This window comes from Rubrivivax rivuli, assembly GCF_004016505.1.
GTDB lineage: Bacteria > Pseudomonadota > Gammaproteobacteria > Burkholderiales > Burkholderiaceae_C > Rubrivivax > Rubrivivax rivuli.
This window is the reverse complement of record NZ_SACR01000003.1, coordinates 390,535-416,373: the sequence shown is the minus strand read 5'-3', so window position 1 is coordinate 416,373 and position 25,839 is coordinate 390,535. Positions and strand designations below refer to the sequence as shown.

The window sequence follows — 25,839 nt, the reverse complement described above, 5'->3', positions numbered from 1 at the left end:
GGCGATGTTCCTCTCTGAATTCAGCATCAAGCGCCCGGTGGCGATGATCGTCATCATCCTGGCGCTGATGGCGCTGGGCCTGCTGGCGCTGAGCAAGCTGCGCGTCAACCAGACGCCCGATGTCGAGCAACCGCTGCTGGTGGTGCAGATCCCGTACCCCGGCGCCAGCCCCGACACGGTGGAGCGCGAGGTCGTCAACCGCATCGAGAAGGCGTTGCAGGGTATCGCCGGCGTGACCGACGTGCGCAGCACCAGCAGCGAAGGCAGCGCCCAGCTGCTGCTGATCTTCAACTTCGACAAGAACATGATCGAGGCGGCCGACGAGGTGCGCAACGCCATCGCCTCGGTGCGCTACAAGCTGCCGGTGGAGATGCGCGAGCCCATCCTGCGCCGCGTCGACCCGGCAGCCCAGCCCATCATGCAGATGGCGCTGTCGTCGACCACGCTCACCCACGCGCAGATCTCGCGCCTGGCCGAAGACGAGCTGGCCGACCGCTTCCGCGGCGTCAACGGCGTGGCGGTGGTCAACGTCAATGGCGCGTTGCGCCGCGAACTCAGCGTGCTGCTGCGCGCCGAGAAGCTGCGCGAGTACGAGGTCAGCGTCACCGAGGTGGTGGCCGCGCTGCGCGCGCAGAACGCCACCGCGCCCGTGGGCAAGGTGCGCGGCACGCTGCAGGACCAGAGCATCCGCCTCGTGGGCCGCATCGAGAGCCCGGGCGAGTTCGGGCAGATCGTCATCAAGCGCCGCGGCAGCGAGCTCGTACGCCTGGCCCAGGTGGCCGAGGTGAAGGACGGCTTCGCCGAGCTGACGAGTTTCTCGGTGCGCAGCGGCAACCCCAACGTGGGCCTGTCGGTCACGCGCACGCGCGAGGCCAGCACCGTCAGCGTGGCCGACGAGATCCGCAAGATGGTGGCGGAGATCAACAAGACGCTGCCCGCCGGCACCAAGCTGGAGGTCACGCAGGACGGCGGCGAGAACGCCGCCAACAGCCTCTACAACGTGATCCATGCGCTGGTCTTCGGCGCTGGCCTGACGATCTTCGTCGTCTACATCTTCCTGAACTCGTGGCGCAGCACGCTCATCACCGCGCTGAGCCTGCCCACCAGCGTGATCGCGGCCTTCATCGCGGTGTGGCTGTGCGGCTTCACGCTGAACTTCATGAGCCTGCTGGGCCTGAGCCTGGCCATCGGCGTGCTGATCGACGACGCCATCGTCGTGCGCGAGAACATCGTGCGGCACATGGAGGCGGGTGAAGACCGCCGCACGGCGGCGCTCAACGGCACCGCCGAGATCGGTCTGGCGGTGGCGGCCACCACCTTCAGCATCGTGGCGGTGTTCGTGCCGGTGGCCTTCATGCCCGGCGTCAGCGGCGAGTGGTTCCGGCCCTTCGCACTGACCGTGGTGGCGTCCGTGATGGTGAGCCTGTTCATCAGCTTCACGCTCGACCCGCTGCTCTCGGCCTACTGGGGCGACCCGGTGGGCCACCACAAGGCGCCCAAGCGCGGCATCAGCCGCGTGCTGGAGCGCTTCAACCTGTGGTTCGACCACCAGGCCGACCGCTACGGCCGCGTCATCGCCTGGGCGCTGCACCACCGGCGCTGGATGGCGGTGTTCGCCTTCCTCAGTTTCGTCGCGGCCATCGGCCTGCAGGTCAAGTGGGGCGGCTCCAGCTTTCTGCCGGCCTCGGACGCCGGCACGGTGGCCATCGATGTGCGCACCCCGGCCAGCAGCAGCCTGGAGTACGCGCGCCTGAAGGTGGAAGCCGCCGCCGCGCTGGCGCGCACGCTTCCCGAGACCAAGGCCACCAACAGCTTCGTCAACCCGGGCGGCGGGCGCATCTATGTCGACGTGGGCAAGAGCACGCAGCGCCAGCGCAGCGCGCAGGCCATCGCGGCCGACCTGCGCAAGATCACGGCGCGCCTGGTGGGCGCCGAGTACGTGGTGCTCGACGACCTGAACAACGGCGCGCAGAAGCCGGTGCAGATCCGCTTCACCGGGCCCGAGACGCGGCAACTGCTGGAGATCACCGGCCAGTTCATGGACAAGCTGCGCACCGTGCCGGGTGCAGTGGACGTGGGCCTGTCGGAACAAGACCCGCAGGACGAGATGAAGATCGAGCTCGACCGCGGGCTGGCCAACACCTTGGGCATCAGCGTGAACGATGCGGCGCAGGCGCTGCGCGTGGCCTTCGCCGGTGTGGAAGTAGGCGACTGGGTCGATCCGAGCGGCGAGACGCGCGACGTGGCCGTGCGCCTGCATCCGCAAGACCGCGTGGACGCCGGCAACATCGAGCGACTGCCCATCGCCGTGAGCGGCAGCAACCGCATGGTGCCGCTGGAGCAGATCGCCACCGTCACCATGGGCAAGGGCCCCAGCCAGATCCAGCACAACGACGGCAAGCGCACGATCAGCGTGGCCGCGAACGTGCAGGGTCGTTCACCCGGCGAGGTGACGGCCGAGGCCTTGAAGCTGGCCCGCGCGATGAACTACCCGCCCGGTTACGGGCTGGAACTGGCCGGCGCTTCGAGAGACCAGCAGGAGGTCTTCAAGCAGATGGGCATCGCGCTGGTCTCGGGCATCGCGCTGATGTACCTCGTGCTCGTGATGCAATTCAGCAGCTTCACGGCGCCGCTGGCGGTGATGCTCTCGCTGCCGCTGTCGCTGATTGGCGTGGTGGTGGCGCTGCTGATGACCAAGGGCACCTTGAACCTGATGAGCTTCATCGGGGTGATCATGCTCATGGGCCTGGTGGCCAAGAACGCCATCCTGCTGCTGGATGCGGCCCGCGTGCTGGAGGCGGAAGGGGTGAACCGCGAGGAGGCCCTGATGACCGCCGGCCGCAAGCGCCTGCGGCCCATCCTGATGACGACCTTTGCCCTGGTGGCCGGCATGCTGCCGGTGGCCATCGGGGTGGGTGAGGGTGGCGAGTTCTACCGCCCGATGGCCGTGGCCATCATCGGGGGCACCATCACCAGCACCTTGCTCACGCTGCTGGTGGTGCCGAGCTTCTACGACAGCATCGAGGTGTCGCGCGACAACATGGTGTCCAAGTACAGGCAGCGCGAGGCGCGCTGGAACCCGTTCTTCGCCTTCGTCGTGACCTTCCTGGAGGCCCTGGCCACGCTGGTGGGGCTGCGCCTCGTGTGGCGCCTGGTGGCGCGTGTGCTCGGCTTCGGGCCGGGCGGCAAGCGCAACGGGCGTCAGCGCGCCGTGGCCACCTGAGTGGTGGGCGCCGGGGCCTTGGCCGTGCTGGTGCGCTCGGCCTGCGGCTGCAGGTTGATGGCCAGTGTCAGCAGGGTCAGCGCCAGCGCGAACACGATGGGTTCGGTGGGCAGCGGGCGTTGGCGACGAACGGGCGGCAGGGGAGCGATGGCAGTTCCGTTGTTCACGTTCGGTACTCGTTTCAAGGTATACGGGATTGGGACACAGCCCTGTGTCCTTGCGGTGAAATCGGGCCCCGCCCGGCCGTGACGAATTCCCACGCAGCCCCACGGCCGGAGGCGGTTTCGATGATTTCCCCCCTGAATGAGGGTCCACGGGACCCGGCCTGGACCCTGCCGAGCAGCAGCGCCGGGATGACCCGCCTGCTGACGGATGTCGAGGCCTTGGCGCGTGCAGCCGGGGCCCTGGTTCTCGAGGTCTATGCCAGCGATTTCGACGTGGGCGCAAAAGCCGACACCTCGCCCGTCACCTTGGCGGACGAGCGGGCCGAGGCGCTCATCACCCCCGCGCTGCAGGCGCTGACGCCGGCGTGGCCGGTGGTGGCCGAGGAGGCTGCTGCGCGCGGGCAAGCTCCGGCCGCAGCGCGCACTTTCTGGCTCGTCGACCCCTTGGACGGGACGCGAGAGTTTGTGCAGCGCAACGGCCAGTTCACGGTGAACATCGCGCTGGTGCACGAAGGCGAACCGGTGCTCGGCGTGGTGTTGCAGCCCGTGGGCGACGTGCTCTACGCGGGGATCGCAGGGCAGGGCGCCTGGTGCGAGCAGGCCGGGCAGAGGCGCGCTTTGCAGGTGCAGGCGGTGCCGGCGGCGGGCTGGCGCCTTGCTGCCAGCCGCTCGCACGGCGACGAGGCCGCTCTGCAGGCCTGGCTGCAGAGCGGCCTGGCCCCAGTGGCTGGTGGCCTGCCGGTGGCCGATCGTGTGAATGCGGGGTCTTCGCTGAAGTTCGGCCTGCTGGCCTGCGGCCAGGCCGACGTCTATCCGCGTCTGGGCCGCACCATGGAGTGGGACACCGCCGCCGGTCATGCCGTGCTCGCCGCTGCCGGCGGCCGCGTCTGCACGCTGGACGGCGCGCCTTTGCGTTACGGCAAGCCCGGCTACGAGAACCCGCATTTCGTGGCCTGGGCGGGGAGCGGCCCCGCCTGAGGTCGCGGGGGTAAGCCCCCGGCTGGGCTGAAGAGGCCGACTCCTAGAATGCCGGGGACGCGCTTCGAAGCGCCAGCCCCGAGGAACGCCCGCATGCCGTCCAGCCGCCGCACCCAGGCCCCCGCCTCCGAAAAGGCCGCAGCGAGCCCGGTGCGTACGCTCAAGAAGTACCCCAACCGGCGGCTCTACGACACGCGCACCAGCAGTTACATCACGCTGGCCGATGTGAAGCAGATGGTGCTCTCGTCGGAGGAGTTCGAGGTGCGTGACGCCAAGACCGGCGAAGACCTCACGCGCAGCATCCTGCTGCAGATCATCCTGGAAGAAGAGTCGGGCGGCGTGCCGATGTTCACCACGCCGGCGCTGGCGCAGATCATCCGTTTCTACGGCCATGCCATGCAGGGCGTGATGGGCACGATGATCGAGAAGAACCTGCAGGCCTTCAGCGAACTGCAGGCGCAGTTCCTGAACCAGAGCAAGGGCCTGTACGACCCCAAGCACCTGAGCCCCGAGGTTTGGACGCAGTTCATGACCGGCCAGGCCCCGGCGCTGCAGAACATCATGGGCAGCTACCTGGAGCAGAGCCGCAGCGTCTTCGAGCAGTTGCAGGCCGCTGGTGGGCTCTTCCCCGGCATGCCGGGTTTTGCGCCGCCGAAGAAGTAAGGCACGCCGGCCGCGGCGCAGCGGCAGCGCGATGCATGAAAATCGCGCGATGAATGCTTCCACCACCGACGCCGGTAACGCCAGCGCCCAGAACGCCGCCAAGGCGCCCACCGTGGGTTTCGTTTCGCTGGGCTGCCCCAAGGCGCTCACCGATTCCGAACTCATCCTCACGCAACTGCGCGCAGAGGGGTACGAAACCTCCAAGACCTACGCCGGCGCCGACCTGGTGATCGTCAACACCTGCGGCTTCATCGACGACGCGGTGAAGGAGAGCCTGGACACCATTGGCGAGGCGCTGGCCGCCAACGGCAAGGTGATCGTCACCGGCTGCCTGGGCGCAAAGGCCGGCGACGACGGCGGCAACCTGGTCAAGGCCGTGCACCCCAAGGTGCTGGCCGTCACCGGCCCGCACGCCACGCAGGAGGTGATGGACGCCGTGCACCTGCACGTGCCGAAGCCGCACGACCCTTTCATCGACCTGGTGCCCGAGGCTCGCGGTGTGGCCGGCATCAAGCTCACGCCGCGCCACTACGCCTACCTGAAGATCAGCGAGGGCTGCAACCACCGCTGCACCTTCTGCATCATCCCCAGCATGCGCGGCGACCTCGTCTCGCGCCCCATCGGCGACGTGCTGAACGAAGCCCGCGCGCTCTTCGAGAGCGGCGTGAAGGAACTGCTGGTGGTGAGCCAGGACACCAGCGCCTACGGTGTGGACGTGAAGTACCGCACCGGCTTCCACGACGGCCAGCCGGTGAAGACGCGGCTGCTCGAACTGGCCACGCGCCTGGGCGAGATCGCCGAACCCTTCGGCGCCTGGGTGCGCATGCACTACGTCTATCCCTACCCCAGCGTCGACGAGATCCTGCCGCTGATGGCCCAGGGCCGCGTGCTGCCCTACCTGGACGTGCCTTTCCAGCACGCCCACCCCGATGTGCTCAAGCGCATGAAGCGCCCGGCCAGCGGCGAGAAAAACCTCGAACGTCTGCAGCGCTGGCGCGAGCTGTGCCCCGAGATCGTGGTGCGCAGCACCTTCATCGCGGGCTTCCCTGGCGAGACCGAGGAAGAGTTCCAGACCCTGCTCGATTTCGTGCAAGAAGCGGGCATCGACCGCGCCGGCTGCTTCGCCTACTCGCCCGTGAAGGGCGCGGCGGCGAACGACATCCCCGGCATGCTGCCGCAAGAGGTGCGTGAAGAGCGCCGCGCACGTTTCATGGCGGTGGCCGAAGCCGTCTCGGCGCAACGCCTGCAGCGCCGCGTGGGCGCCACCATGCAGGTGCTGGTGGACCACGCGCCGGCGCTCGGCCGCAAGGGCGGCGTGGGCCGCAGCTATGCCGACGCGCCCGAGATCGACGGCGTGGTGCGGCTGCTGCCGCCCGAAAAGGCCAGCAAGACGCTGAAGGTGGGCGAGTTCACGCGCGCCCGCATCGTGGCGGCCGAGGGGCACGACCTCGTCGGCGTGCCGGTCTGAGCCAGCAGCGACACGACAGCATGGCCCGCGACCTCAGTACCGAACTCATCCACCACGCCTACAAGCCACCAGCGGGCTTCGCGGCGCCGCAGGAGCCCGTGCACAAGGCCAGCACGGTGGTCTTCCCGAACGTGGCCGCCTTGCGCGCGCGCGATTGGCGAAACAAGAACGGCTACACCTACGGCCTGCACGGCACACCCACCACCTTCACGCTGGAAGAGCGCATCGCCACGCTGGAAGGCGGCACCGAATGCGTGCTCGCGCCCAGCGGCCTGGCCGCGGTGGCGCTGGTGGGGCAGGCGCTGCTGTCGGCTGGTGACGAGGTGCTGCTGCCCGACAACGTCTACGGCCCCAGCCTGCAGTTGGCCCGGGGCGAGTTCGCGCGCTGGCGCATCACGCACCGGCTCTACGACCCGATGGATGCGGCGGGCTTTGCCGCACTGCTGGGCCCGAACACCAAGCTCGTGTGGCTGGAAGCGCCGGGCTCGGTGACGATGGAGTTCCCCGATCTGGCTGCGCTGGCCGCGGCCGCCAAGGCACGCGGCGTGGCCACGGCACTCGACAACACCTGGGGCGCCGGCATCGCGCTGCGCGGCTTCGAGCACGGCATCGACATTGCGATGCAGGCGCTGACCAAGTTCCCCAGCGGTGGCGGTGACGTGCTGATGGGCAGCGTGGTCACGCGCGACGCGGCGCTGCACGAACGCATCAAGCTCACGCACATGCGCCTGGGCCTGGGCGTGGCGGGCAACGACGCCGAACTGGTGCTGCGTTCGCTGGCCACCATGCCGCTGCGCTACGCCGCGCAAGACGCCGCCGGGCGCGCGCTGGCCACCTGGCTGGGCCAGCGGCCCGAGGTGGCGCAGGTGCTGCACCCGGCGCTGCCCGGCAGCCCGGGTCATGAACACTGGCAGCGCCATTGCACGGCCGCGGCCGGGCTGTTCTCGGTCATGCTGCACGAGCGCTACAGCACGCAGCAGGTGGAGGCCTTCGTGGATGCGTTGCAGCTTTTCCGCATCGGCTATTCGTGGGCCGGGCCGGTGAGCCTGGTGGTGCCTTATGAGCTGACCGCCATGCGCAGCGCGTCCGCCGCGCATCAGCCGCACCTGCACGGCCACCTGGTGCGCTTCTCGATCGGCCTGGAGTCGGTGGCCGACCTGCAGGCCGATCTGGCGCAGGCGCTGGAGCGCGCCTTGCGCTGATCAGGGCTGCGCTGGTGGCCGCGTGAAGAGGTGCACGCCGGCCGCGGTGCCGCCCCCGCCCGTGAGCAGGAAGGTGGCGAAGGCCAAGCCATCGGCATCGCGGCCGACGAAGTTGCCGCTGAAGCTGCTGGACAGCGGCGTGAAGGCGCTGCAGCCCGTGCACTGGCCGCTGCTGTAGTTGCCGCCGAAGCCCCCCGACGCGATCCGCGTGTCGAAGGTGGCGTTGCCGTTCAAGCCGCTGAAGTTCAGCGTGCCGATGTTGAAGCCCAGGTTGCGCAGTTCCACCGCGCGGGTGGCGAAGTTCACCGCCACCGTGCCGGTGGCGTTGCCCAGCGTGCCACCGCGCGGAGAGAACACCGCCGTGCCCGTGCCGGGCATGGTGCGCGTGGCGTCGGCCAGCAGGTAGCTCACCGGGCCGAGCTGTGGCGCCACGAGCGGGGTGCCGCTGACGGTGACCGTGGCACTCGCGCCCGGTGCCGAGGACCAGGCGCCCCAGTAGGCCACGCTGCCGTCGGCCAAGGTGGCGTTGCCCAGCGGCTGCGCCGTGGCGCCCCCGATCTGCGCCACAGGGTTGGCTGTGCTGCCCAGCGCTTCCAGCACCGTGCCGTTGGTGCCGGTGCTGACGCGGAAGCTGTCAGAGCGCCATTCGCCCAAGGTGGACAGTTGCGCCGTGCCCAGGCCGGGCAGCTGCGCCGTGTAGGCGATGCCGGCCACGATGTTGGGCACGAACTGCGTGCCCGAACCCGGCGGCGTGGTGCTGAAGTCGCTGGTGCGCGCCTGCTCGGCGGTGCTGGCCAGCGGCACCGTCACCACGGTCTGCCCTGCGGCCAGTGCGGCCACGGCGCGCGCGGTGTCCACCGCGAAGGCGGCGCGGCCGCGGTCGACCGCCGCACCGGCGGCGGCCATCAGCACGGCGCGGGTCTGCACGCCGCTGCCCAGGCTCACCTCGGGCATGGCCTGCTGCTGCTCGGCCGCCAGTGCAAAGCCGGGGTCGAGCTGCGCAGCGCGTGCGAACTCGGCCTTGGCTTCGGCGAAGCGGCCCTGGTCTTTCAGGTCCAGCCCCTGCGAGAAAGCGCGGAAGGCCTCCAGGTTGGTGGTGGCGAAGCGCTCGATGCGCGCCCGCACCTCGGGCGAGAGCTGGTCCAGCGGGATGCCGGCTGCGCGCAGGATGCCGAAGGTCATGGCCTTCTGCGCGCGGAAGAGCGCGTTGATGTCGCCGCGCTCGTTGATGACACCCAGGCTGCGCGCGTTGCGGCTGTCGATGACGGCGCCTTCGAGCGAAAAGCCCGCCGCTGGGGCTGCTGCTGGCGCCGTCTGCGCGTGGGCCTGCGAGGCGCAGAGCGCACCCAGGGCCAGCGCGGTGGCCGCTGCGGCGGCACGTGTCTGCACGGTCTTCATGGCTGTTGCACCTCGAAATTGCCCACCACCACCTTCTCGGCGCGCATCAGGCGCCCCGAGCGCACCGCCGAGGCGGTGTCGGCCAGGCCGCTGTCGCCGAGCTTGGCCTCGTTGACCAGCAGCTGGACCTTCTCTCGCTCCAGCACCTTCAGGCCGGGCACTTTGCTGAGGTCGGCGATGATCATCGCGGCCAAGCCCTTGGCCATGGCCCGGAAGTTGGCGTCGCCCTTGTTCACGAAAGCCTGCACGGCGATGCTGCCGGGCTCGGGCGGCGAGCCCGCGACCTCGGCCTCGCGCGCCACGGCACTGGCCACTTCCTGCTGCAGTTGCACGCTGGACAGCAGCGTCAATGTCTGCGGCACTTCGCGCGCTGCAGCGCCTTCGGGGTCTTCACGGGCGTATTGCTGCAGCAGCTGCAGGGCTGCTGCGTTGTCGGCGCGCTTCAAGGCCAGCAGACCCAGGTAGTACGGCACGAGTGTCTCGCCCGGCGCCAGGGCGCGCACGCGTTCGAAGGCCTGCGTGGCGGCAGCGTCCTGGCCGTCGCGGAAGGCAGCAATGCCGGCCTGCAGCGTGGCCGCCACCTCGGTGCGCACGCGGGTGGCCTCGGCCTGGGTGTTGCCGTCGTCCAGCAGCGCGGGCGCATCGGCCAGCACTTCCGGGCGGCTGGCGGCATCGGCCCAGCGGAAGGCGCGGGTGCGCAGCACCGAACGACCGCCCTGGTATTCGAGCACCGCCTCGCCCAAGGCGATGCGCCCGTAGAGCCCCGGGGGCAGCGTGCACCCGGCCTGGCAGGCCTGCAGCTTGAGATATCCGCGCGTGCGGATGCTGCGTTCCGGCATCGCGACGCGCCACTCGGCACTGCCGGTGCTCAGCCGCAGGCCGCCGGCGTTGAGCGTGACGGTGTTGCTGGTTTCGGCCAGGCGCACTTCGCTGCCGGCAGGCACTGCGATGAGCGCGCCCGTGGTGGTGCGCATCTGCACGCGGCCGTCCAAGCCTGTCTGCACCAGTGCCCCGGGTGGCAGGGCCCCGGTGCGGGCGGGCGTGCCATTGATGCGCACATCGCCCTGGGTCTGCACCAGCAGCACTTCGACGGGCTGAACCACAGGCGCTGCGGCAGCAGTCTGTGCCAGTGCAGACGGCAGGCCCAGGCCGGTGCCCAGGCCCAACAGCAGGGCACCGTACAGAGGGGTGCTGCGGAAACTCATGAGGCGGGTCATCGCTGTCCTCAGTACTGGTAGCGGAGCTTCAGCGACACCGCTTTGCGGCTGCTGTCGTAGAGGCCCTGGTTGGAGCGGTTGCGCGACCAGACGGCGTCGCCACGCACCGACCAGCGTTCGTCGAGTGCATAGCTGGCCACCAGGTCGGCGGCCAGCGCGCTGTCCTTGCGCTCGGTGCCGAAGCCGATGTCGGTGCCGCCGAAGAGTTGGCGGTAGGCGGTGAGCCCCACGCTCAGGCGCATGCCCGGCATCGGAGTCATCGCGCCGAACACGCGCACCAGCGGCACGTGGCGGTCGAGGTCGGCGCGCAGGCGCTGGTTGTCCTCGTGCGTCCAGCTCAGGCGCAGGCCCACCGAAGGCGCGCCGGGCAGTTGCGGGAAGCCCTGGGTGAACATCACGCCCAGCGTGGTGGCGCGGGCGTCGCGCACGCGGTCGGCCTCGGCATGGCGGAACTCGGCGTACTGCGAGAAGGCCAGCATCGAGAGGTCGGCCGCCAGCGAGAGGTTGCTCTCCAGCCCCAGCTGCGTGGTGCTGCGGTAGCGGTTGCCGCCCACCTGCAGCGTGCTGCTGCCCAGCGTCAGCCGCCACAAGGCGCCGGCACTCAGTTGCGTGAAGCCGATGTAGACGCCGGCGTTGGTGAGGTTGTAGGCGGTTTCGTCGGCGTTGCCGCGGTGGTCGAGGTCGGCCCCCGCGAAGACCGACAGCCGCGGCGTCACACGCGTCTGGTGCTGGCCGCCCAGCGCCACCTGCCCGTAGCTGTCGGCCACCTGGCGCGAGGGGCTGCCTTCCAGGCTGATGGTGCCGAAGACGAGCTGCAGTTCATCGCGGAAGGTGCCGCCGTTGACATTGTTGTCATGACCGAGCCCGACCTCGGCATACAGGCGGGCACTGGCGCGGCGGTCGGCCGCCTCGCGCGACTGCATGGCCTGCAGGAAGCCGTTGATGTTGCCCCGCACGCCCGCCGGCGGGTTGTAGCGCAGCACGAACTCGAACTCGCTGCGCGCCCGGGTGTATTCGCCCAGCAGGAAGTAGCCGCGCGCCAGTTCCAGCCGTGCGCGGTCGTTGGCTGGCACGGCGGCGAGGTGGCGCTCCAGTGCCAGCAGGCCCTCGGGGATGCGACCGGTGTTGACGGCAGCCACGCCGAAGAGGAAATCGAAGTGCACGTCGCCCAGCAGTTGCGGCTGGGCCTGGGCGCTGGCGTAGGCCTGCTCGAACTGCCCCGCTTCCACCTGACGGCGCAGGTCGTCCAGCGGTGCGGCCTCCGCGGCCAGCGGCAGCGCCTGCAGCAGGGGGAGCAGGCAGGCCAGGCCCAGGCGGGCCAGGCGCCGTCGCGCCGAGGGCAGGGCACCGAGGCCGGGTGCAGGCAGGGGGTGGGCGGTCATCGGGTTGGCGTGCGACGGTTCGGGCATGACGTTCAGGGGCATGGCGGGCCTTCAGGGGGCGGGCGGCGTCGCAGGCGGGTTGCGGAAGCTGGCGGCGCCGGCCAGCAGCCTGCGCAGGCTGGGCTCGAAGCTCAGCAGCGGCAGGCCTTGCAGCGCCGGCAGATTGACACGCGCCGGGTCGCCCGAAAGCAGCGCGGCGACGGCCTGGGCCGCAGCGGTGGCCGCTTCGGGCGTGAGGGGCTGAGCGGCTTCGCCGGGGCCGCCGCCGGTGGCCGGGCGGGCGCCTGTGCCCTCTGCAGGCGCGGTGATCTGGGCCGCCAGCTGGGTGAGCAGCTTTTCTGCCGCCGCCACCGCCACGGGGTCGGCCAGCACGGCCAGGCCTTGCGGGCCATCGCCGCCGCCGGCATTGACGTCGTCCACACGCGGCGGCGTGGGCAGCACGAGCAGCAGGCCGTTGCCGTAGCTGATGCTGTAGTTGCTGGCGCTGCCGCTGCTGAACTGCGCGCCGGCGGCCTGCAGCGTGAACACCGAGACGCCCTTGGCGCCCTGGCTGGCGGCCGGTGCGGTGACGGCCACGGCGCCGATGCTGTCGCCGTTGACCAGGCCGCCGGTGCTGGTGCTGAAGCCGTAGCTCGACGGGTTCTGCCCGTCGTCGAAGCGCACCACGCTGTTGGCCGCCACGGTCAGCGGCCGGGGCGTGACGCGCAGCGTGCCCGGCACGTAGCTGAGCAGGTAGTTGTCCAGGTTGACGTTGCCGCCCCCTGCGTTGCTGGCCGTGATGGCGTAGCTGCCCACGTTGGCGCGGGCCTCGGCGCCGGCGCTGCTGAGCGTGACGCTGCCCAGGCTCTCGCCCTGCACCAGGCCCGAGACGCTGAAGGCCGAGCCGGGCAGGCCCATGGTCTCGCCGTAGACCTTGTCAGGCGGGCTGTTGGCCGTGAGCGTGGCGGCCTTGCGCAGGATGTTGGCGTTGGTGCCGAGCGTGGGTGTGTCGATGCGGTAGTTGCCGGCATCGGCGCCGCCCAGGCTGAGGCCGTTGACCGCGATGGCCACCCCGTTGCCGGCGTTCGCGCTGGCAAAGCGGCTGCTGGCGGCGCTGACGCGAAGGTCGTCGCCGGCCAGTGCATCGTTGCCATAGACCACCTGGGCCAGGTTGTTGCCGTCGTAGACCTTGTCCACGCCCGTGGCCGTGACGACCACGCTGCGCGGGCTGATGTCCACCGTCAGGCCGCTGGCCAGCAGGCTGTAGTTCGGGGCGTCGCTGCCGCCGAGCCCGAAGCCGGCACCCGAGACCGTGACGGCCTTGCCGGTGCCCGCGTTCTTGTCGGCCACGGTGCCGGTGACACCGCTGGTGAGCAACTGCAGGTTGTCGCCAGCCAGCGCGCCCTGCAGGCTGCCGCCGCTGGTGTCCAGGGCCACTACGCGGGTGCCGTCGTAGAGGCGGTTGAGTGCCGCGACACCCAGCAGGGCCACCGGGCGCGGCGCGATGTCGACGGTGAGGCCCGCGGTGCCGGTGATCTGGTAGTTGAGGGCATCCGCACCGCCCAGCGACAGGCCGCTGATCGCCACGGCCTTGCCACTGCCGGCGTTCTTGTCGACCATGGTGCCGGTGTTGACGCTGCCACCGGGCAGGTTGACGCTGATGTCATCACCCGGGATGACGTTGCCGGAGGTGCTGCCCACCACCAGCGTGCCGGTGATCTGCACGTCGCGCGTGCCGTCGTAGACCCGGTTCACCGCCTGCAGGCCCGACAGGCCGCTGACGTTCAGCGGCCGCGGGGTGATGCTCGCCGTGGCGCTGGCCGTGTCGCTGGCCACCGCGTAGTTGCCGGCGTCGGCGCCCTGCAGGGTGATGGCGCTGACCTGCACGGCCTTGTTGTCGCCCACGTTCTTCGCGCCCGTGCCTGTGAACACCGCGGTCTGCGCAGTGGCCACGGTGTCACCTGCCACCAGCCCGCCCAGCGTGGCGCTGACCGGGGCCACTGCGGTGCCGTCATAGACCCGGGTGCCGCCCGTGTAGCTGATGTTCAGGGTGCGCGGCGTGATGTCGGCCGTGGCGGTGCCGCTGGGGTTGGTGAGCAGGTAGTTCAGTGCATCTGCACCGGCCAGCAGGGCATTGCTGAAGCTGATGCTCTTGCCTATGCCGGCGTTGCGGGCGCCATTGCCGGTGAACTGCCCGGTGGCCGACAAGGTGAGCACGTCGCCGGCCAGGATGTCGGCCGAGCTGCCGCTGAGGCTGGCGGCCGTGCTGCCGTCGTAGACGCGGCTCAGGCCGGTCCACACCGCGGTCAGCGGCCGGGGCGTGATGTTGACCGTCACGCCCGTGGCCGCGGCCACCGTGTAGTTGCCGGCATCGGCACCGCTGAGCGTGACGCCAGCCACCGTCACCGGCTTGTTGGTGCCGACGTTCTTGTCGGCCAGCGTGCCGGCGGTGCTGCCGCTGGGCGGCGCGACCACGGTCACGTCGTCGCCGGTGATGAGGTCGGCCGCGTTCGCGCCGAGCGAACCACCGCCCTGCACGGTGATGGCCACCGCGGTGGTGCCGTCGTAGACCCGGTCTGAGGCCACCACGCCGGTGAAGCCGTCGATGCGCAGCGGGCGGGGCGTCACATTCGCCGCAGTGCTGCTGCTGCTGACGTTGAGCGTGTAGTTCGCTGCATCGGTGCCGGTCAGCGCGATGTTGCTCACGGCCACGGCCTTGCCGGTGCCGACGTTCTTCGCGCCATTGCCCGTGAACACGGCGGTCTGCGTCAGGCGCGCGTCGTCGCCGGCGACGAGGCGGTCGACGCTGCCGTTGACGGGGGCTGCGGTGGTGCCGTCGTAGACGCGGGTGCCGCCGCTGTAGCTGACCACCAGCGCGCGCGGCGTGATGGTGCCGGTGGCGGTGCCGGTGGGGTTGACGAGGCTGTAATTGGCCGCATCCGCACCGCTGAAAGCCATGCTCAGCACGTTGGCCGTCTTGCCCGTGCCTGCATTGCGTGCGCCGTTGCCGGTGTAGGCGCCCGTGCCCGCGATGGTGAGCGTGTCGCCCGCCACGATGTCGGCCGAACTGCCGGTGACGGCCACCGCCGTGCTGCCGTCGTACTCGCGCGTGGTGGCGGTGTACACGGCCGTCAGTGGGCGCGGCGTGATGTTGACGGTGACGCCGCTGGTGGCGGTGATGCTGTAGTTCGCCGCATCGGCGCCACCCAGGTTGAGCCCGGCCACGGCCACGGGCTTGCTGCTGCCCACGTGCTTGTCGGCCATCGTGCCCGTGGTGTTGCCGGTGGGCGGTGCGGTGACGGTGACGACATCACCAGCCACCACGTCCTGCGGGTTGGGTGCGATCGGGCCGCTGGCGCTGACGACGACGTTGACGGTGGTGCTGCCGTCGTACACGCGGTCGGTGGCGCTCACGCCGGTCAGGCCGTCGATGCGCAGCGGCTTCGGTGTGATGCTGCCGGTGGTGGCGGCCGAGGTGGCAGTGAGGCTGTAGTTGGCCGCATCGGCGCCTTGCAGCGTGATGCCGCTCACGGCGATGGGCTTGGCCGTGCCCACGTTCTTGTTGCCGGTGAACACGGCCGTCTGGCTGAGCTGCACCGCGTCGCCGCTGATGAAGCCCGCACCCGTGGCCTGCACCAGCGCGCTGGTGGTGCCGTCGTAGACCTTGGCCAGGCCGGTGTAGGCCGGTGTCACCGGCCGCGGCGTGATGCTGGCGGTGGTGCTGCCGGAGGTGTTCACGAGCGCGTAGTTGGCGGCGTCGGCTCCCGTCAGCGTGCCGTTGAGCAGGCTGAGCGTCTTGCCCGTGCCGACGTTGCGTGCACCGTCCCCCGTGAACACCCCGGTCGCGGTGATGTTCACGGTATCGCCGAAGACGATGTCGGCCGATGTGCCCGTGGCACTGCCGACGGTGCTGCCGTCATAGACACGGTTCACGCCGGTGTAGGCGGCGTTCAGCGCCTTGCGAGCGATGTCCACCGTGATGCCGGTGGTGGCTGCCACCACGTAGTTGCCGGCATCGGCGCCCGTGAGGGTGAGCCCGTCCACCGCCACGGCCTTGCCGGTGCCGGCGTTCTTGTTGGCCATGGTGCCGGTGGTGATGCCGCCGGCCGGCAGGTTGATGGTGACGGTGTCACCCGACACGATGTCTGCGCTGCTGGGCGCGATGGTGCCGCCGCCGCTCACCACCACGGCCACCGTGGTGGTGCCGTCGTAGACGCGCGGCGTGGCCGTGGCGCCGGTGATGCCGTCGATGCTGATCGGCTTGGGCGTGATGCGGCCGCTCGCGCTGGCGGTGGTGCCGAGCAGCACATAGTTCGCCGCATCGGCCCCCGTGAGCGCGATGTTGCTGATGGCGATGGCCTTGCCGTTGCCGACGTTTTTGGCGCCGGCGCCGGTGAAAACCGCGGTCTGCGTGAAGCCGAGCTGGTCGCCGGCCAGCACTGCGGCGTCGCTGGCCGTCACTGGCGCGGTGACGCTGCCGTCGTAGACGCGGGTGCCACCGGTGTAGCTCGCAGTCAGCGGCCGCGGCGTGATGCTGGCGGTGGCGGTGCCTGTCGGGTTGACGAGGCTGTAGTTGTTGCGCTCGGCTCCGCTGAGGAAGCCGCCGCTGACGGCCACCGCCTTGCCTGTGCCGACGTTCTTGCCGTCGGTGAAGGCGCCGCTGGCGACGATGGTGAGTGCGCCAACATCGCCGGCCAGGATGTCGGCGGACGTGCCGGTCACGGTGGCGGTGGTGCCGGCGTTGTAGACGCGATCGAGCGCGCTGTAGGTGGCCGTCAGCGGGCGCGGGGTGATGTTGACGGTGAGGCCTTCTCCGCCCACCGCGTAGTTGGCGGCCGACGCGCCGGTCAGGGTGAGGCCCGAGATCGTCACGGGCTTGTTCGTGCCGGCATCCTTGGTGGCCATCGTGCCCGTTGTGATGCCGCCGGAGGGCAGCACCACGCTCACCGTGTCACCGGCCAGCACGCCACTGGGCAGCACCGTGGCGCCGGCGGTGCTGAGCTGCACGGTGAGGGTGCCGTCGTAGACGCGGCTGGTGGCCAGCACGCCCGTCACGCCAATCAGGCGCGGGGTGATGCTGGCGGTGGTGGTGGCGGTGCTGTTGAGCACGCTGTAGTTGGCCGCCTGCGCACCCGTGAGCGTGATGCCGCTCACGTTGACGGCCTTGCCCGTGCCGACGGCGCCGTTGCCGGCGAAGGTGGCGGTCTGCGAGAAGCCGACCTGGTCACCCGCCACCAGGCCCGAGGAGGTGCCGGTGACGTTGGCACTGGTGTCGGCCAGACCGTTGTAGGCGCGCGAGAGCCCCGTGTAGCTGACCGTGATGCCCTTGGGCGTGATGCTGCCGGTGGTGCTGGCCGAGGTGTTGAGCAGGCTGTAGTTCGCGGCGTCGGTTCCGCCGAGCACGATGCTCGTCACCGCGATGGGCTTGTTGGTGCCGACGTTGCGCGCGTCCAGCCCGGTGTAGATGGCGTTCTGCGTGTAGGTGAGCACGTCGCCGGCCACGGCATCGGGCGAAGCCACGCTGACGGCGGCACTGACACCGCCGTTGTATTCGCGGCTGATGCCGGTGTACACCGCAGTCAGCGGCCGCGGCGTGATGTTGACCGTGACGCCCTGGCTGCCATTGATGCTGTAGTTGCCCGCATCGGCACCGCTCAGGCTCAGGCCGGCCACCGTGACTGGCTTGGCCTGGCCGACGCCCTTGGTGGCAATGGTGCCGTTGACCAGGCCGCCGGTGGGGGCCACGACCGTGACCACATCGCCGCCCACCACGCCCGTGGCACCGAGCGTGCCAACCGTCAGCGCCACGTTGGTGCTGCCGTCGTAGTTGCGGTCGGTGGCGGTCACGCCGGCCACGGCCAGCGGCTTGGGTGTGATGGCTGCCGTGGTGGTGGCCGTGGTGGTGCTGAGCGTGTAGTTGGCCGCCGCCGCGCCGGTGAAGGCGATGCCGCTGATGCTGACGGTCTTGCCCGTGCCGGCATCCTTGGTGTCGAAGGTGGCGGTGCGCGTCAGGCTGACGGCATCGCCCGAGAAGATGCCTGAGGCCGAGGTGTTCAGGTTCACGGTGGCCGTGGTGCTGCCGTCGTAGACCTTGTTGACGCCAGTGAACACCGGCGTGATGCCCTTGGGCGTGATGCTGCCCGTGAGCGTGGCCGTCGGGTTCTGCAGCGTGTAGTTGCCGGCGTCGGCGCCGAAGAGGCCGTTGGTCGTGACGACCACCGTCTTGCCGGTGCCTGCGTCCTTCGATGTCGTGTAGCTCGTGGGGGTGGAACCGCTGGTCGCGAAGAAACCGTAGCCGCACAGCGTGCAATAGGTCTGATCCGCGAAGAAGCGCACGACGTCGCCGGCCACGATGTCGGTCGAACTCACGCTCAGGGCTGCGTAGGCGTTGCCGTCGTAGACCTTGTCCACCGCCACATAGCTGGCGGTGAGCGCCTTGCGGGTGATGTCCACCGTGACGCCCGCGCTGCCGCTGAGCGAGTAGTTCAGCGCATCCGTGCCGGAGAGGCTGAAGCCGGGCACCGTGACAGCCTTGGCGGTGCCTGCATTCTTGTTGAGCATCGTCCCGACCACCGTGCCCGAGCTGGGCACGGTCACGGTCACGTTGTCGCCGCTCACCAACTGCGTGGTGTCGACGGCCGCGTTCGAGACGTTGACGCTGACGTTGGCCGTGCCGTCGTAGGCGCGGCTGGTGGCGCTCACGCCTGTCACGGCCAGCGAGCGCGGCGTGATGCGGCCCGAGGTGGTGGCGCTGGTGCTGTCGAGCACGTAGTTGCCGGCGTCGGTGCCGCCGAGGGCCGCGTTGCTGGCCGTGATCGTCTTGCTGATGACCGTGGTGCCGCTGTACGAGACGTTCTTGTCGGCGTAGCGCGGCGTGTCGTAGGTGAGGACGAGGTTGTCCAGGCCGTAGGTCGTCGTGCCGGCGAGCAGGTAGCTGCCCACGGTGCTCGGGTAGGCGTAGGGGGTGACGCCGCTGGCCAGCGCGTTACCGTCGTAGACCTTGTCGTTGCTGCTGCCGAAGTAGTCGGCATAGAAATACACGATGGCCCGCGCGATGTCGACCGTGGCCGTGGCGTCGCCCACCACGTAGTTGGCGGCATCCACGCCACGCAGCTGCAGGCTGCTGCCGGGCACAGCCACAGCCTTGCCGGTGCCGGCGTGGCGGTCGGCCATGGTGGCGTTGATCGTGGTGCTGCGAAGCTGCAGCACGTCGCCCGTGACCACGCCGCTGAGCTCGCCCGTGGAGGTGGGCACGCTGACCGCGGTGCTCTGGTTGTACTGGCGGTTGTTGCCGCGCAGCCCGTTGACGGTGAGCGTGCGTGGCGTGATGTTCACGGTGACCGCGTTGATGCCGGCGATGGTGTAGTTGCCGGCGTCGGCGCCGGTGAGGGTGGCGCCGAGCACCGTCACGGGCTTGGCGGTGCCGACGTTCTTGTTGGCCACGGTGCCGCTCGTCACGCCGCTGACGTTGGCCGTGACGTCGTCGCTGCCGATGACCCCGCTGACGGTGCCGCCATTGGCGCTGACGGCCACGGTGACAGAGCCGTCGTAGGCGCGTGAGGTGGCGGTGAAGCCGCCCACGTTCAAGGGCGCAGGCGTGATGCTGGCGGTGCTGCTGCTGGCGCTGGCGAGGGTGTAGTTCGAGGCCTTGCCGGTGCCATCCGCCAGGCTGAGGCCGGTGATGGTGACGGCCTTGTTCTGGCCGACGTTGCGGGTGTCGAAGGTGGCGCTGGCGCCCGTGGTGTTGACGGTCAGCGTCTCGCCGGCCACCAGCCCTGCGGGCTGCGCCGTCGTCAGCAGCGTGGCGCTGCGGGTGCCGTCGTAGACCTTGTCGGCCACCACGCCGGCCAGGGTGATGGGCCGGGGCGTGACGGTGAGCGTGGCGCTGCCGCTGACGGTGAGGTCGTAGCCGTTCTGCACCGAGTAGACGCCTGCAGCGCCGATGCTGTAGCTGCCGACATCGGCCGAGGTCGTGGTGACGAAGATGCGCTCGGGGCGGTCGATGGCGCCATTGACGGCGGTGAGGGTGGCGTTGCCGAAGGAGCGCGTGCCATCGTAGACCTTGCTGGCATCGGCCAGCGTGAGCGTGCGTGGCGTGAGGAAGCGCGAAAGCAGCGGGGCTGTCTGGCCTTCATACAGGCGCCAGACCGTGCCGCCGGTGCCGCCGGTGTTGAGGCTCCAGCCCGAGAAGCTGGTGGCCTGGCGCATCTCGGCGGTGCTGCGGGCCGTGCCGCCGCCCAGGCTGCTGGCCTGGCCGGTGGTGGTGCTGTCCCAGTGGCTGTCGGTCACCACGCTGACGGTGCTGGCGCGGCCCGCCAGCAGGCCGCCGGCATTGCGCGAGGTGCCGCCCGTGGCCGAAACGGCACCCGTGGCGTAGCCGCGCAGCACGCTCTGGCCGCCGGTGGCGTAGCCCACCAGGCCGCCGGCATAGAGCCTGCCACTCGTGGCCGCCAGGGTGACGGCGCCGGTGGCATAGGCATCCACCACGGCGTTGCCAGCGGTCTGCCCCAGCATGTAGCCCACCAGGCCGCCGGCGTAGACATCGGCAAAGCTGGCCAGCACGCTGCCGGGCTGCAGGCTGACGCGACCGGTGGCGTAGCTGGCGTTGATGTCCGTCAGGTTGCTGGTGCTGGTGTGGCGGGTGTTGTAGTAGCCCACCAGGCCGCCGAGGTACTTGTCGTTGATGGAGGAGTTGGCGAGCACGTCGCCCGTCGCGTAGCTGCCCAGGATGCCATGCCGTCCGTCGAAGAGGCCGACCAGACCGCCAAGGTAGGTGGAGCCACTGACGTTGCCCGTGGCGTAGCTGTTGGTGATGTCGTCGGCGCGGCCGGTGGCGGCCGTGCGGTTGTAGTTGCCGACCAGCCCGCCGACGACCGCGCCGCCCGAGACCGAGCCCGTGGCGTGGCTGTTGAGCAGCGCCGAGTGGCCGCCGCCGTTGTCGAAATAGCCGATGAGGCCGCCGGTCGTGTTGCCACCGGTGACGTTGCCGGTGGCCCGGCTGTCGTTCACGGGGCCGGTCTCGGCGTTGTAGGCGCCGAGCCAGCCGATCAGGCCGCCGGCTTCGCCGGACCCCGCGGTGCCGATGACATTGCCGCTCGCTGAACCGTTGGTCAGGCTGCCGCCCGTGATGTTGTCCGGCGTGTAGAAGTACATGCGGCCGACCAGCCCGCCCACGCGCGAACTGCCGGCGGTGCCGGAGGCGGTGACCGCGCCCGAGGCCGAGACGTTGGTCATCGGCCCGTACAGGTTGGCGTAGCCGATGAGGCCCCCGCTTTCCACCCCGCCGCTGACAGCACCGGAGGCGCTGCTGTTGCTCAAGGCGCCGCCCAGGTATTGGCCCACCAGGCCGCCGCTGTAGTAGCCCCCGGTGACCGCACCGCTGGCGCTGCTGTTGGTGATGCTGCTGCGCTGGTTGTAGCTGCCGAAGTAGCCCACCAGGCCTCCGACAGCCTCGTTGCTGTTCGCATTGAGGCTGTCGACGGCCGTGACGTTGCCCGAGGCCGTGACACCGACCAGCACACCCGAGTAGACATAGCCGATGAGGCCGCCTGCGTAAAAGGCGCTGGCGTCGGCACGCACGGCGCCCGTGGCGTGGCTGTTGGTGATGGTGAAGTTGGCGTTCAAGGTGCAGAAATAGCAGCCGCTGCCGTACTGGCCGACCAGGCCGCCGACGTAGGCCACGCCGTCGCTGAGACCCGACACCGTGCCGCTGGCGTTGCTGTCGGTGATGCCGCCACTGTCGAGCACGCCGACCAGACCACCCCCGGTGGCGCGCGTGAAGACCGTGCCCGTGGCACCGGCACGCAGCAGTTGCGCCGTGCCGGTGGCGTAGCCGATCAAGCCACCAGCGATGTTGGCGCCGCTGACCGCACCGCTGGCCGAGCTGTCGGTGAAGTTCACGGTGCCGTCGGCCTGGCCGACCAAGCCGCCGGCGCGCCCGGGCGAAGTGACGGAGCCGGAGGCGGAACTGGAGATCACAGAGCCACCGGTACGGCCCACCAGGCCCCCGGCCGAAGCGCTGCTGGAGGTGCCGCTGACGGCCACCGTGGCCGCCGAACTGAGCCCCGTGATGCTGCTGGCGTTGCTGTAGCCGATGAGGCCGCCCACCCAGTAGGCGCCGGTCACCGTGCGGCTGGCGCTGTTGGTGTAGCTCAACGACGTGCCGGTCAACGCCGTGCTGGCCGCGTAGTAGCCCACCACGCCACCCGTCTGGGCGCCGCCGCTCACGTTGCCTGCCGCGGTGATGTCGCCCAGGCCGCCGGACAGGCTGAAGTAGCCGATCGCACCGCCGACGCTGTAGTTGGACGCATCGGTGCTGGTGACGTTGCCCAGGCCGTCGGCATCGGTGATGGAGCCACTGCCGCCGGCATAGCCCACCACGCCGCCGGCATCGCCGCCGCTGCTGACGGCGCCTTCGCCGCGCAGGGTCTGCAGCGCCGCGCTGCCGTTGAAGTAGCCGATGACGCCGCCGCCATAGCGGCCGCCGCTCACGGTGCCGGTGCCGGTGGCGTTGTTCACGGACCCTGCGAAGGACAGCGTGCCCACCACGCCGCCCACGCCAGCGTCCGCCGAGCTGCTGCTGACATTGCCGGTGGCGCGCAGCTGCGTGAGCGTGCCGGTGCCGTCGGCGCGGCCGATGACGCCGCCAGCCGCGTCTGCACCGGTCACCGTGCCCGTGGTGCGGATGTTGGACACGCTGCCCGCGGTGCGCCCCGCCAGGCCGCCTGCCGCACCGCTGGTGCTGGTGGCGGTCACCTGCGTGCCGATCACCCAGGGGTTCGCGGCCGACGTGCCCGCGATTGCCGCGCTGCTGGCCATGTAGCCGACGATGCCGCCCGCGTAGCCGCCACCCGTGACGCTGGCAGGGGTGTAGGTGCCGTTGGTGATGGGGGCGCTGCTTGCGTAGTAGCCCACCAGGCCGCCTGTGTACAGGCCGCCAGTGACGGCGCCTTCCACCGTGACGCTGCTCCAGCCGCCAGCCATGCCGAATTCGCCCACCAGCCCGCCAACGCCGCCGGCCGTGCCGCCCTGCACCGTGCCACGCACGGTGGCCCCGGTGATGGCGGCGGTGCCGGTGCCGTAGGCTTGCCCGACCAGGCCACCGACATCGCCGAAGCCCGTGACCGTGTTGGTGAGGGCGGTGCTGGCATTGACGATGCTGGCGGTGCTGTCGAAGTTGCCCACCAGGCCCCCGGTGATGCCCGAGGTGCCGCTGCCGCCTTGCACGGCGCCGCTGGCGCTGCCGCCGTCGAGGTTGCCGGTGTTGTTGTAGCGGCCCACGAGGCCGCCGACTTCACCGGCGGTGCCCGTGCCGCTGACGGCAGCGCTGGCGCTGGAGCCGCTGAGGCCGCCGCTGCCCGCGGCCACGCCCACCAGGCCGCCCACCGCGGCCGGACCGCTGACGCTGCCGCCCGCAGAACTGCCCGAGACCGCGCCGCTGCTGCGACCGATGATGCCGCCTGCGGCACCGCCCGTGGCCGTGGCCACGACGGTGGACGAGGCGCTCAGGCCCGTGACGGAGGCCGCCTGGTTCATGTAGCCGATGAAGCCCCCGACCCAGGCGCCCCCGGTGATGGTCTTGGTCGCGTGGTTCACGCTGCCCAGGGTGGCGGCTGAGATGGCGGTGGTCGGGTTGTAGTAGCCGACCACGCCGCCCGTGAAGCTGCCGCCGCTCACGTTGCCTGCGGCGGTGATGCCGCTGAGTGCGCCGGTCAAGGCCAGGTAGCCGACGGCGCCGCCCACGCTGTAGGAGGTGGTGCTGCTGGACGTCACCGAACCGCGGGCCTCGGCCGTGGTCAAGGAGCCCGTGCCCGTGGCGTAGCCCAGCAAGCCGCCGGCGTCGCCGCTGCCCGACACGGCGCCGTCGCTGCGCACGGTGTTGAGGCTGCCCGCGTCGAGGTAGCCCACCAGGCCGCCGGTGTAGCGGCCGCCGGAGACGTTGCCCGTGGCCGTGGCATTGGCAATGGCGCCGCCGCTGTGGCGGCCCACCAGGCCGCCAGCGGTGATGTTGACGTCGTTGGTGCCTGAGGCAAGCGACACCGTCACCGCGCCCGTGCTGCGCACCAGGCTCAGGCTGCCGGCGTCCACCTCGCCCACAAGGCCGCCGACGTTGGCGGTGGTGTTGTTCGCCACGGTGGCGCCGACCGCACCGGTGGCCACGCTGTCGCTCACGCCCGCAGCCGCGTTGCTGCCGGCCATCAGGCCCACGAGGCCACCGGCCCGCACCGCGCTGCCGTCGGTGGTGGTGGCCGTGACGGTGGCACTGCTGCGCACGTTGCTCAGCGTGGTGCTGCCGTTGGTGTAGCCCGCCACCGCGCCCACGAACATGCGCCCGCTCACGGCGCCGCCCACGAGCTGGAAGTTGCGCAAGGTGGCGTTGTTCGTGCTCGCGAACAGGCCCACGGCGTTGGCCGTGCCGCCGCTGCGGTTGATGGTCAGGCCGGTGATGGTGTGGCCCAGACCTTCGAAGGTGCCGGTGAAGGCGTTGGTGGTGGTGACGCTGGTGCCCGCCTCGTTGCCGATGGGCGTGAAGCCGTTGGTGGCGGTGCTGCTGGCGTCGATGTCCACCGCCAGCGCGTAGCGGCCGGCCAGCCCGCTTTGCAGGGCCTGCAGGCCGGCCACGTCGCGCACCAGGGTGTAGGCCTGGCCGGCGATGTTGAGCGTGGCATTGGCGCCGCTGAGCGTGATCTTGGGGCTGAGCGTGTCGGTGGTCAGCATGCGCAGCGAACCGCCCGTGCCCGGCGTGAGCACGAGCCCGGCGCTGGTGCCGGTGGCGGTGAGGCTGGCATTCAGGTTGATGTTCCGGCTGGCCTGCAGCGTGAGCGTGTTGTTGCTGCCCCAGGTGACGTCGGCATTGACGTGGATGTCGCCCGGCTCGCTGCCCGTGGGCGCGGTCGCCAGCGTGATGCTGGTGGACGCGAGGTTGCTGGCCAGTGTGTCGGCACCGATGCCCGAGGTGGTTTGCGCGCCATTGCCGGCCGCGACGGTGAAGTCGGTGGGGTCGATGAGCCAGTGGCCGGTGCCGACGCTGCCGCGGCTGTCCACCTGCGTGCTGCGCGCGATGCCGACATGGGCTGCCGAGGTCTCGACATTGCCGCCGCGCCCGTTCGCGGCGCTGACGTCGATCTGGCCTGCCAGCGCCAGGCGCCCCGAGACCATGTCGCCCTTCACGGTGATCTGCCCGGCGTTGCCGCGTGCCGGCGCGGCTGCCTGCAGCGTCCCGCTGCTCGCCACCTGGTCACCGGTGATCCAGATCTCGCCGCCGCGTTCGACCAGCGTGTTGGCCCGCACGATGCCGCTGTTGTTCACCAGCGAACCGGCGATGTCCTGCGCCGAGCGGGCATTCAGCGTGACCACGCCGCCATCGGCCTGGATGCGGCCGGCGTTGTCCACCTGCCCGCTGACGAGGCCCGGCGTGACCGCCGCAGAGATCAGGCCGCTGCCACTGATGCTGACGGTGGCCGCGCGGCCCGAGGCCAGCACCACCGAGCCTGCGTCGACCTGGATGTCGCCCTGGTTCACCACCTGCTGCCCGAAGAGCGCGAGATAGCCGCCCGTGCTGGCATTCAGGCTGCCCTGGTTGCGCACGGTGCCACCGGCGCTGGTGCTGCTGAAGACATAGCGCCCGTCAGCGAAGTCTTGCTGCGTGATGTCGAGGGTGCTCGCCACGAGGCCGCCCACATCGACGCGCGCACCCGGCGCGAAGAGCACCCCGTTGGGGTTGGTCAGGAAGACCTGGCCGTTGGCGCGCAACTGGCCGTAGATCTCGGTGCCACTGTGGCCGAGCACGCGGTTCAGTGCCACTGAACTGGCACTGGGCTGCCGGAATTCGACCGTGGCGCCGCTGCCGATGTTGAAGCTCTGCCAGTCGAGGCCGAGCCTGGCCGTGTTCTGCTGAATCACCAGCAGGTTGGGGCTGTGCACCAGGGTGCCGCTGCCCACGACCACCTGGCCGCCACTGGGCAGGCTGCCCGGGGCCACCTGTGCCAAGGCCAGCGTGCCCGGGCCGGCCCAGGCGGCCAGCAGCCAGGCGAGCAGGCGCGACAGGCGCAGCAGGCGCGGCCGCAGGCGGCGGGTGCGGCGGCGCGCCGCCCGCGGGGCGCGTGCCGCGGTCAGAACTGCAGTGGAGGGGGGCGTGGCAGGTGCAGCAGGGCGGGTGGGCATGG

At 70.5% G+C, this 25,839-nt stretch carries 10 protein-coding genes; 5 read left to right on the top strand and 5 right to left on the bottom strand.

The features are described from left to right. Nucleotides 1-4: 4 nt before the first annotated feature. Nucleotides 5-3,223, top strand: a complete 3,219-nt coding sequence (locus tag EOE66_RS10355; protein WP_128228613.1) for an efflux RND transporter permease subunit — start codon at nucleotides 5-7, stop codon at nucleotides 3,221-3,223. Here the strand turns inward: EOE66_RS10355 and EOE66_RS10350 are convergent. After that, the gene (locus EOE66_RS10350; RefSeq protein WP_128228612.1) at nucleotides 3,202-3,390 is read right to left on the bottom strand and encodes a hypothetical protein; all 189 of its coding nucleotides are present in this window, start codon (nucleotides 3,388-3,390) and stop codon (nucleotides 3,202-3,204) included. The genes EOE66_RS10355 and EOE66_RS10350 overlap by 22 nt on opposite strands. 186 nt (nucleotides 3,391-3,576) lie before the next feature. Between EOE66_RS10350 and cysQ the strand changes: the two genes are divergently transcribed. From cysQ to EOE66_RS10330, 4 genes are all read left to right on the top strand, one after another. Continuing rightward, the gene (cysQ, locus tag EOE66_RS10345) at nucleotides 3,577-4,365 is read left to right on the top strand and encodes a 3'(2'),5'-bisphosphate nucleotidase CysQ (RefSeq protein WP_128228611.1); all 789 of its coding nucleotides are present in this window, start codon (nucleotides 3,577-3,579) and stop codon (nucleotides 4,363-4,365) included. 93 nt (nucleotides 4,366-4,458) lie between these two features. Continuing rightward, a complete protein-coding gene (gene phaR, locus EOE66_RS10340; protein WP_128228610.1) occupies nucleotides 4,459-5,028 on the top strand; it encodes a polyhydroxyalkanoate synthesis repressor PhaR in 570 nt (189 codons plus the stop codon). Between the two features lie 49 nt (nucleotides 5,029-5,077). Next, a complete protein-coding gene (gene rimO, locus EOE66_RS10335; RefSeq protein WP_128228609.1) occupies nucleotides 5,078-6,496 on the top strand; it encodes a 30S ribosomal protein S12 methylthiotransferase RimO in 1,419 nt (472 codons plus the stop codon). A 20-nt stretch (nucleotides 6,497-6,516) separates the two neighbouring features. Continuing rightward, nucleotides 6,517-7,698, top strand: coding sequence for a cystathionine beta-lyase (locus EOE66_RS10330; protein WP_128228608.1), 1,182 nt, complete (start codon nucleotides 6,517-6,519; stop codon nucleotides 7,696-7,698). On the opposite strand, the gene EOE66_RS10325 is transcribed toward EOE66_RS10330, so the two are convergent. The 4 genes from EOE66_RS10325 to EOE66_RS10310 are packed head-to-tail and all read right to left on the bottom strand — an operon-like array spanning nucleotide 7,699 to nucleotide 25,837. Then, a complete protein-coding gene (locus EOE66_RS10325; RefSeq protein WP_128228607.1) occupies nucleotides 7,699-9,096 on the bottom strand; it encodes a hypothetical protein in 1,398 nt (465 codons plus the stop codon). After that, complete coding sequence (locus EOE66_RS10320) at nucleotides 9,093-10,313, bottom strand: CsgG/HfaB family protein (protein ID WP_128228606.1); 1,221 nt, start codon at nucleotides 10,311-10,313, stop codon at nucleotides 9,093-9,095. Before EOE66_RS10320 ends, EOE66_RS10325 begins: the two co-directional genes overlap by 4 nt. An 8-nt stretch (nucleotides 10,314-10,321) precedes the next feature. After that, nucleotides 10,322-11,737 (bottom strand): hypothetical protein, encoded by a 1,416-nt coding sequence (locus tag EOE66_RS21790; protein ID WP_164885070.1) that lies wholly within the window; start codon nucleotides 11,735-11,737, stop codon nucleotides 10,322-10,324. A gap of 9 nt (nucleotides 11,738-11,746) precedes the next feature. Further along, complete coding sequence (locus EOE66_RS10310; RefSeq protein ID WP_164885069.1) at nucleotides 11,747-25,837, bottom strand: YDG domain-containing protein; 14,091 nt, start codon at nucleotides 25,835-25,837, stop codon at nucleotides 11,747-11,749. Nucleotides 25,838-25,839: the final 2 nt, after the last annotated feature.

Excerpts from the sequence above, each read along its gene's own strand:
- phaR (WP_128228610.1), top strand. The coding sequence starts at position 4,459 with ATGCCGTCCAGCCGCCGCACCCAGGCCCCCGCCTCCGAAAAGGCCGCA.
- EOE66_RS10320 (WP_128228606.1), bottom strand. The coding sequence starts at position 10,313 with ATGACCCGCCTCATGAGTTTCCGCAGCACCCCTCTGTACGGTGCCCTG.
- EOE66_RS10330 (WP_128228608.1), top strand. The coding sequence starts at position 6,517 with ATGGCCCGCGACCTCAGTACCGAACTCATCCACCACGCCTACAAGCCA.
- cysQ (WP_128228611.1), top strand. The coding sequence starts at position 3,577 with ATGACCCGCCTGCTGACGGATGTCGAGGCCTTGGCGCGTGCAGCCGGG.
- EOE66_RS10310 (WP_164885069.1), bottom strand. The coding sequence starts at position 25,837 with ATGCCCACCCGCCCTGCTGCACCTGCCACGCCCCCCTCCACTGCAGTT.
- EOE66_RS10355 (WP_128228613.1), top strand. The coding sequence starts at position 5 with ATGTTCCTCTCTGAATTCAGCATCAAGCGCCCGGTGGCGATGATCGTC.
- EOE66_RS10325 (WP_128228607.1), bottom strand. The coding sequence starts at position 9,096 with ATGAAGACCGTGCAGACACGTGCCGCCGCAGCGGCCACCGCGCTGGCC.
- EOE66_RS21790 (WP_164885070.1), bottom strand. The coding sequence starts at position 11,737 with ATGCCCCTGAACGTCATGCCCGAACCGTCGCACGCCAACCCGATGACC.
- rimO (WP_128228609.1), top strand. The coding sequence starts at position 5,078 with ATGAATGCTTCCACCACCGACGCCGGTAACGCCAGCGCCCAGAACGCC.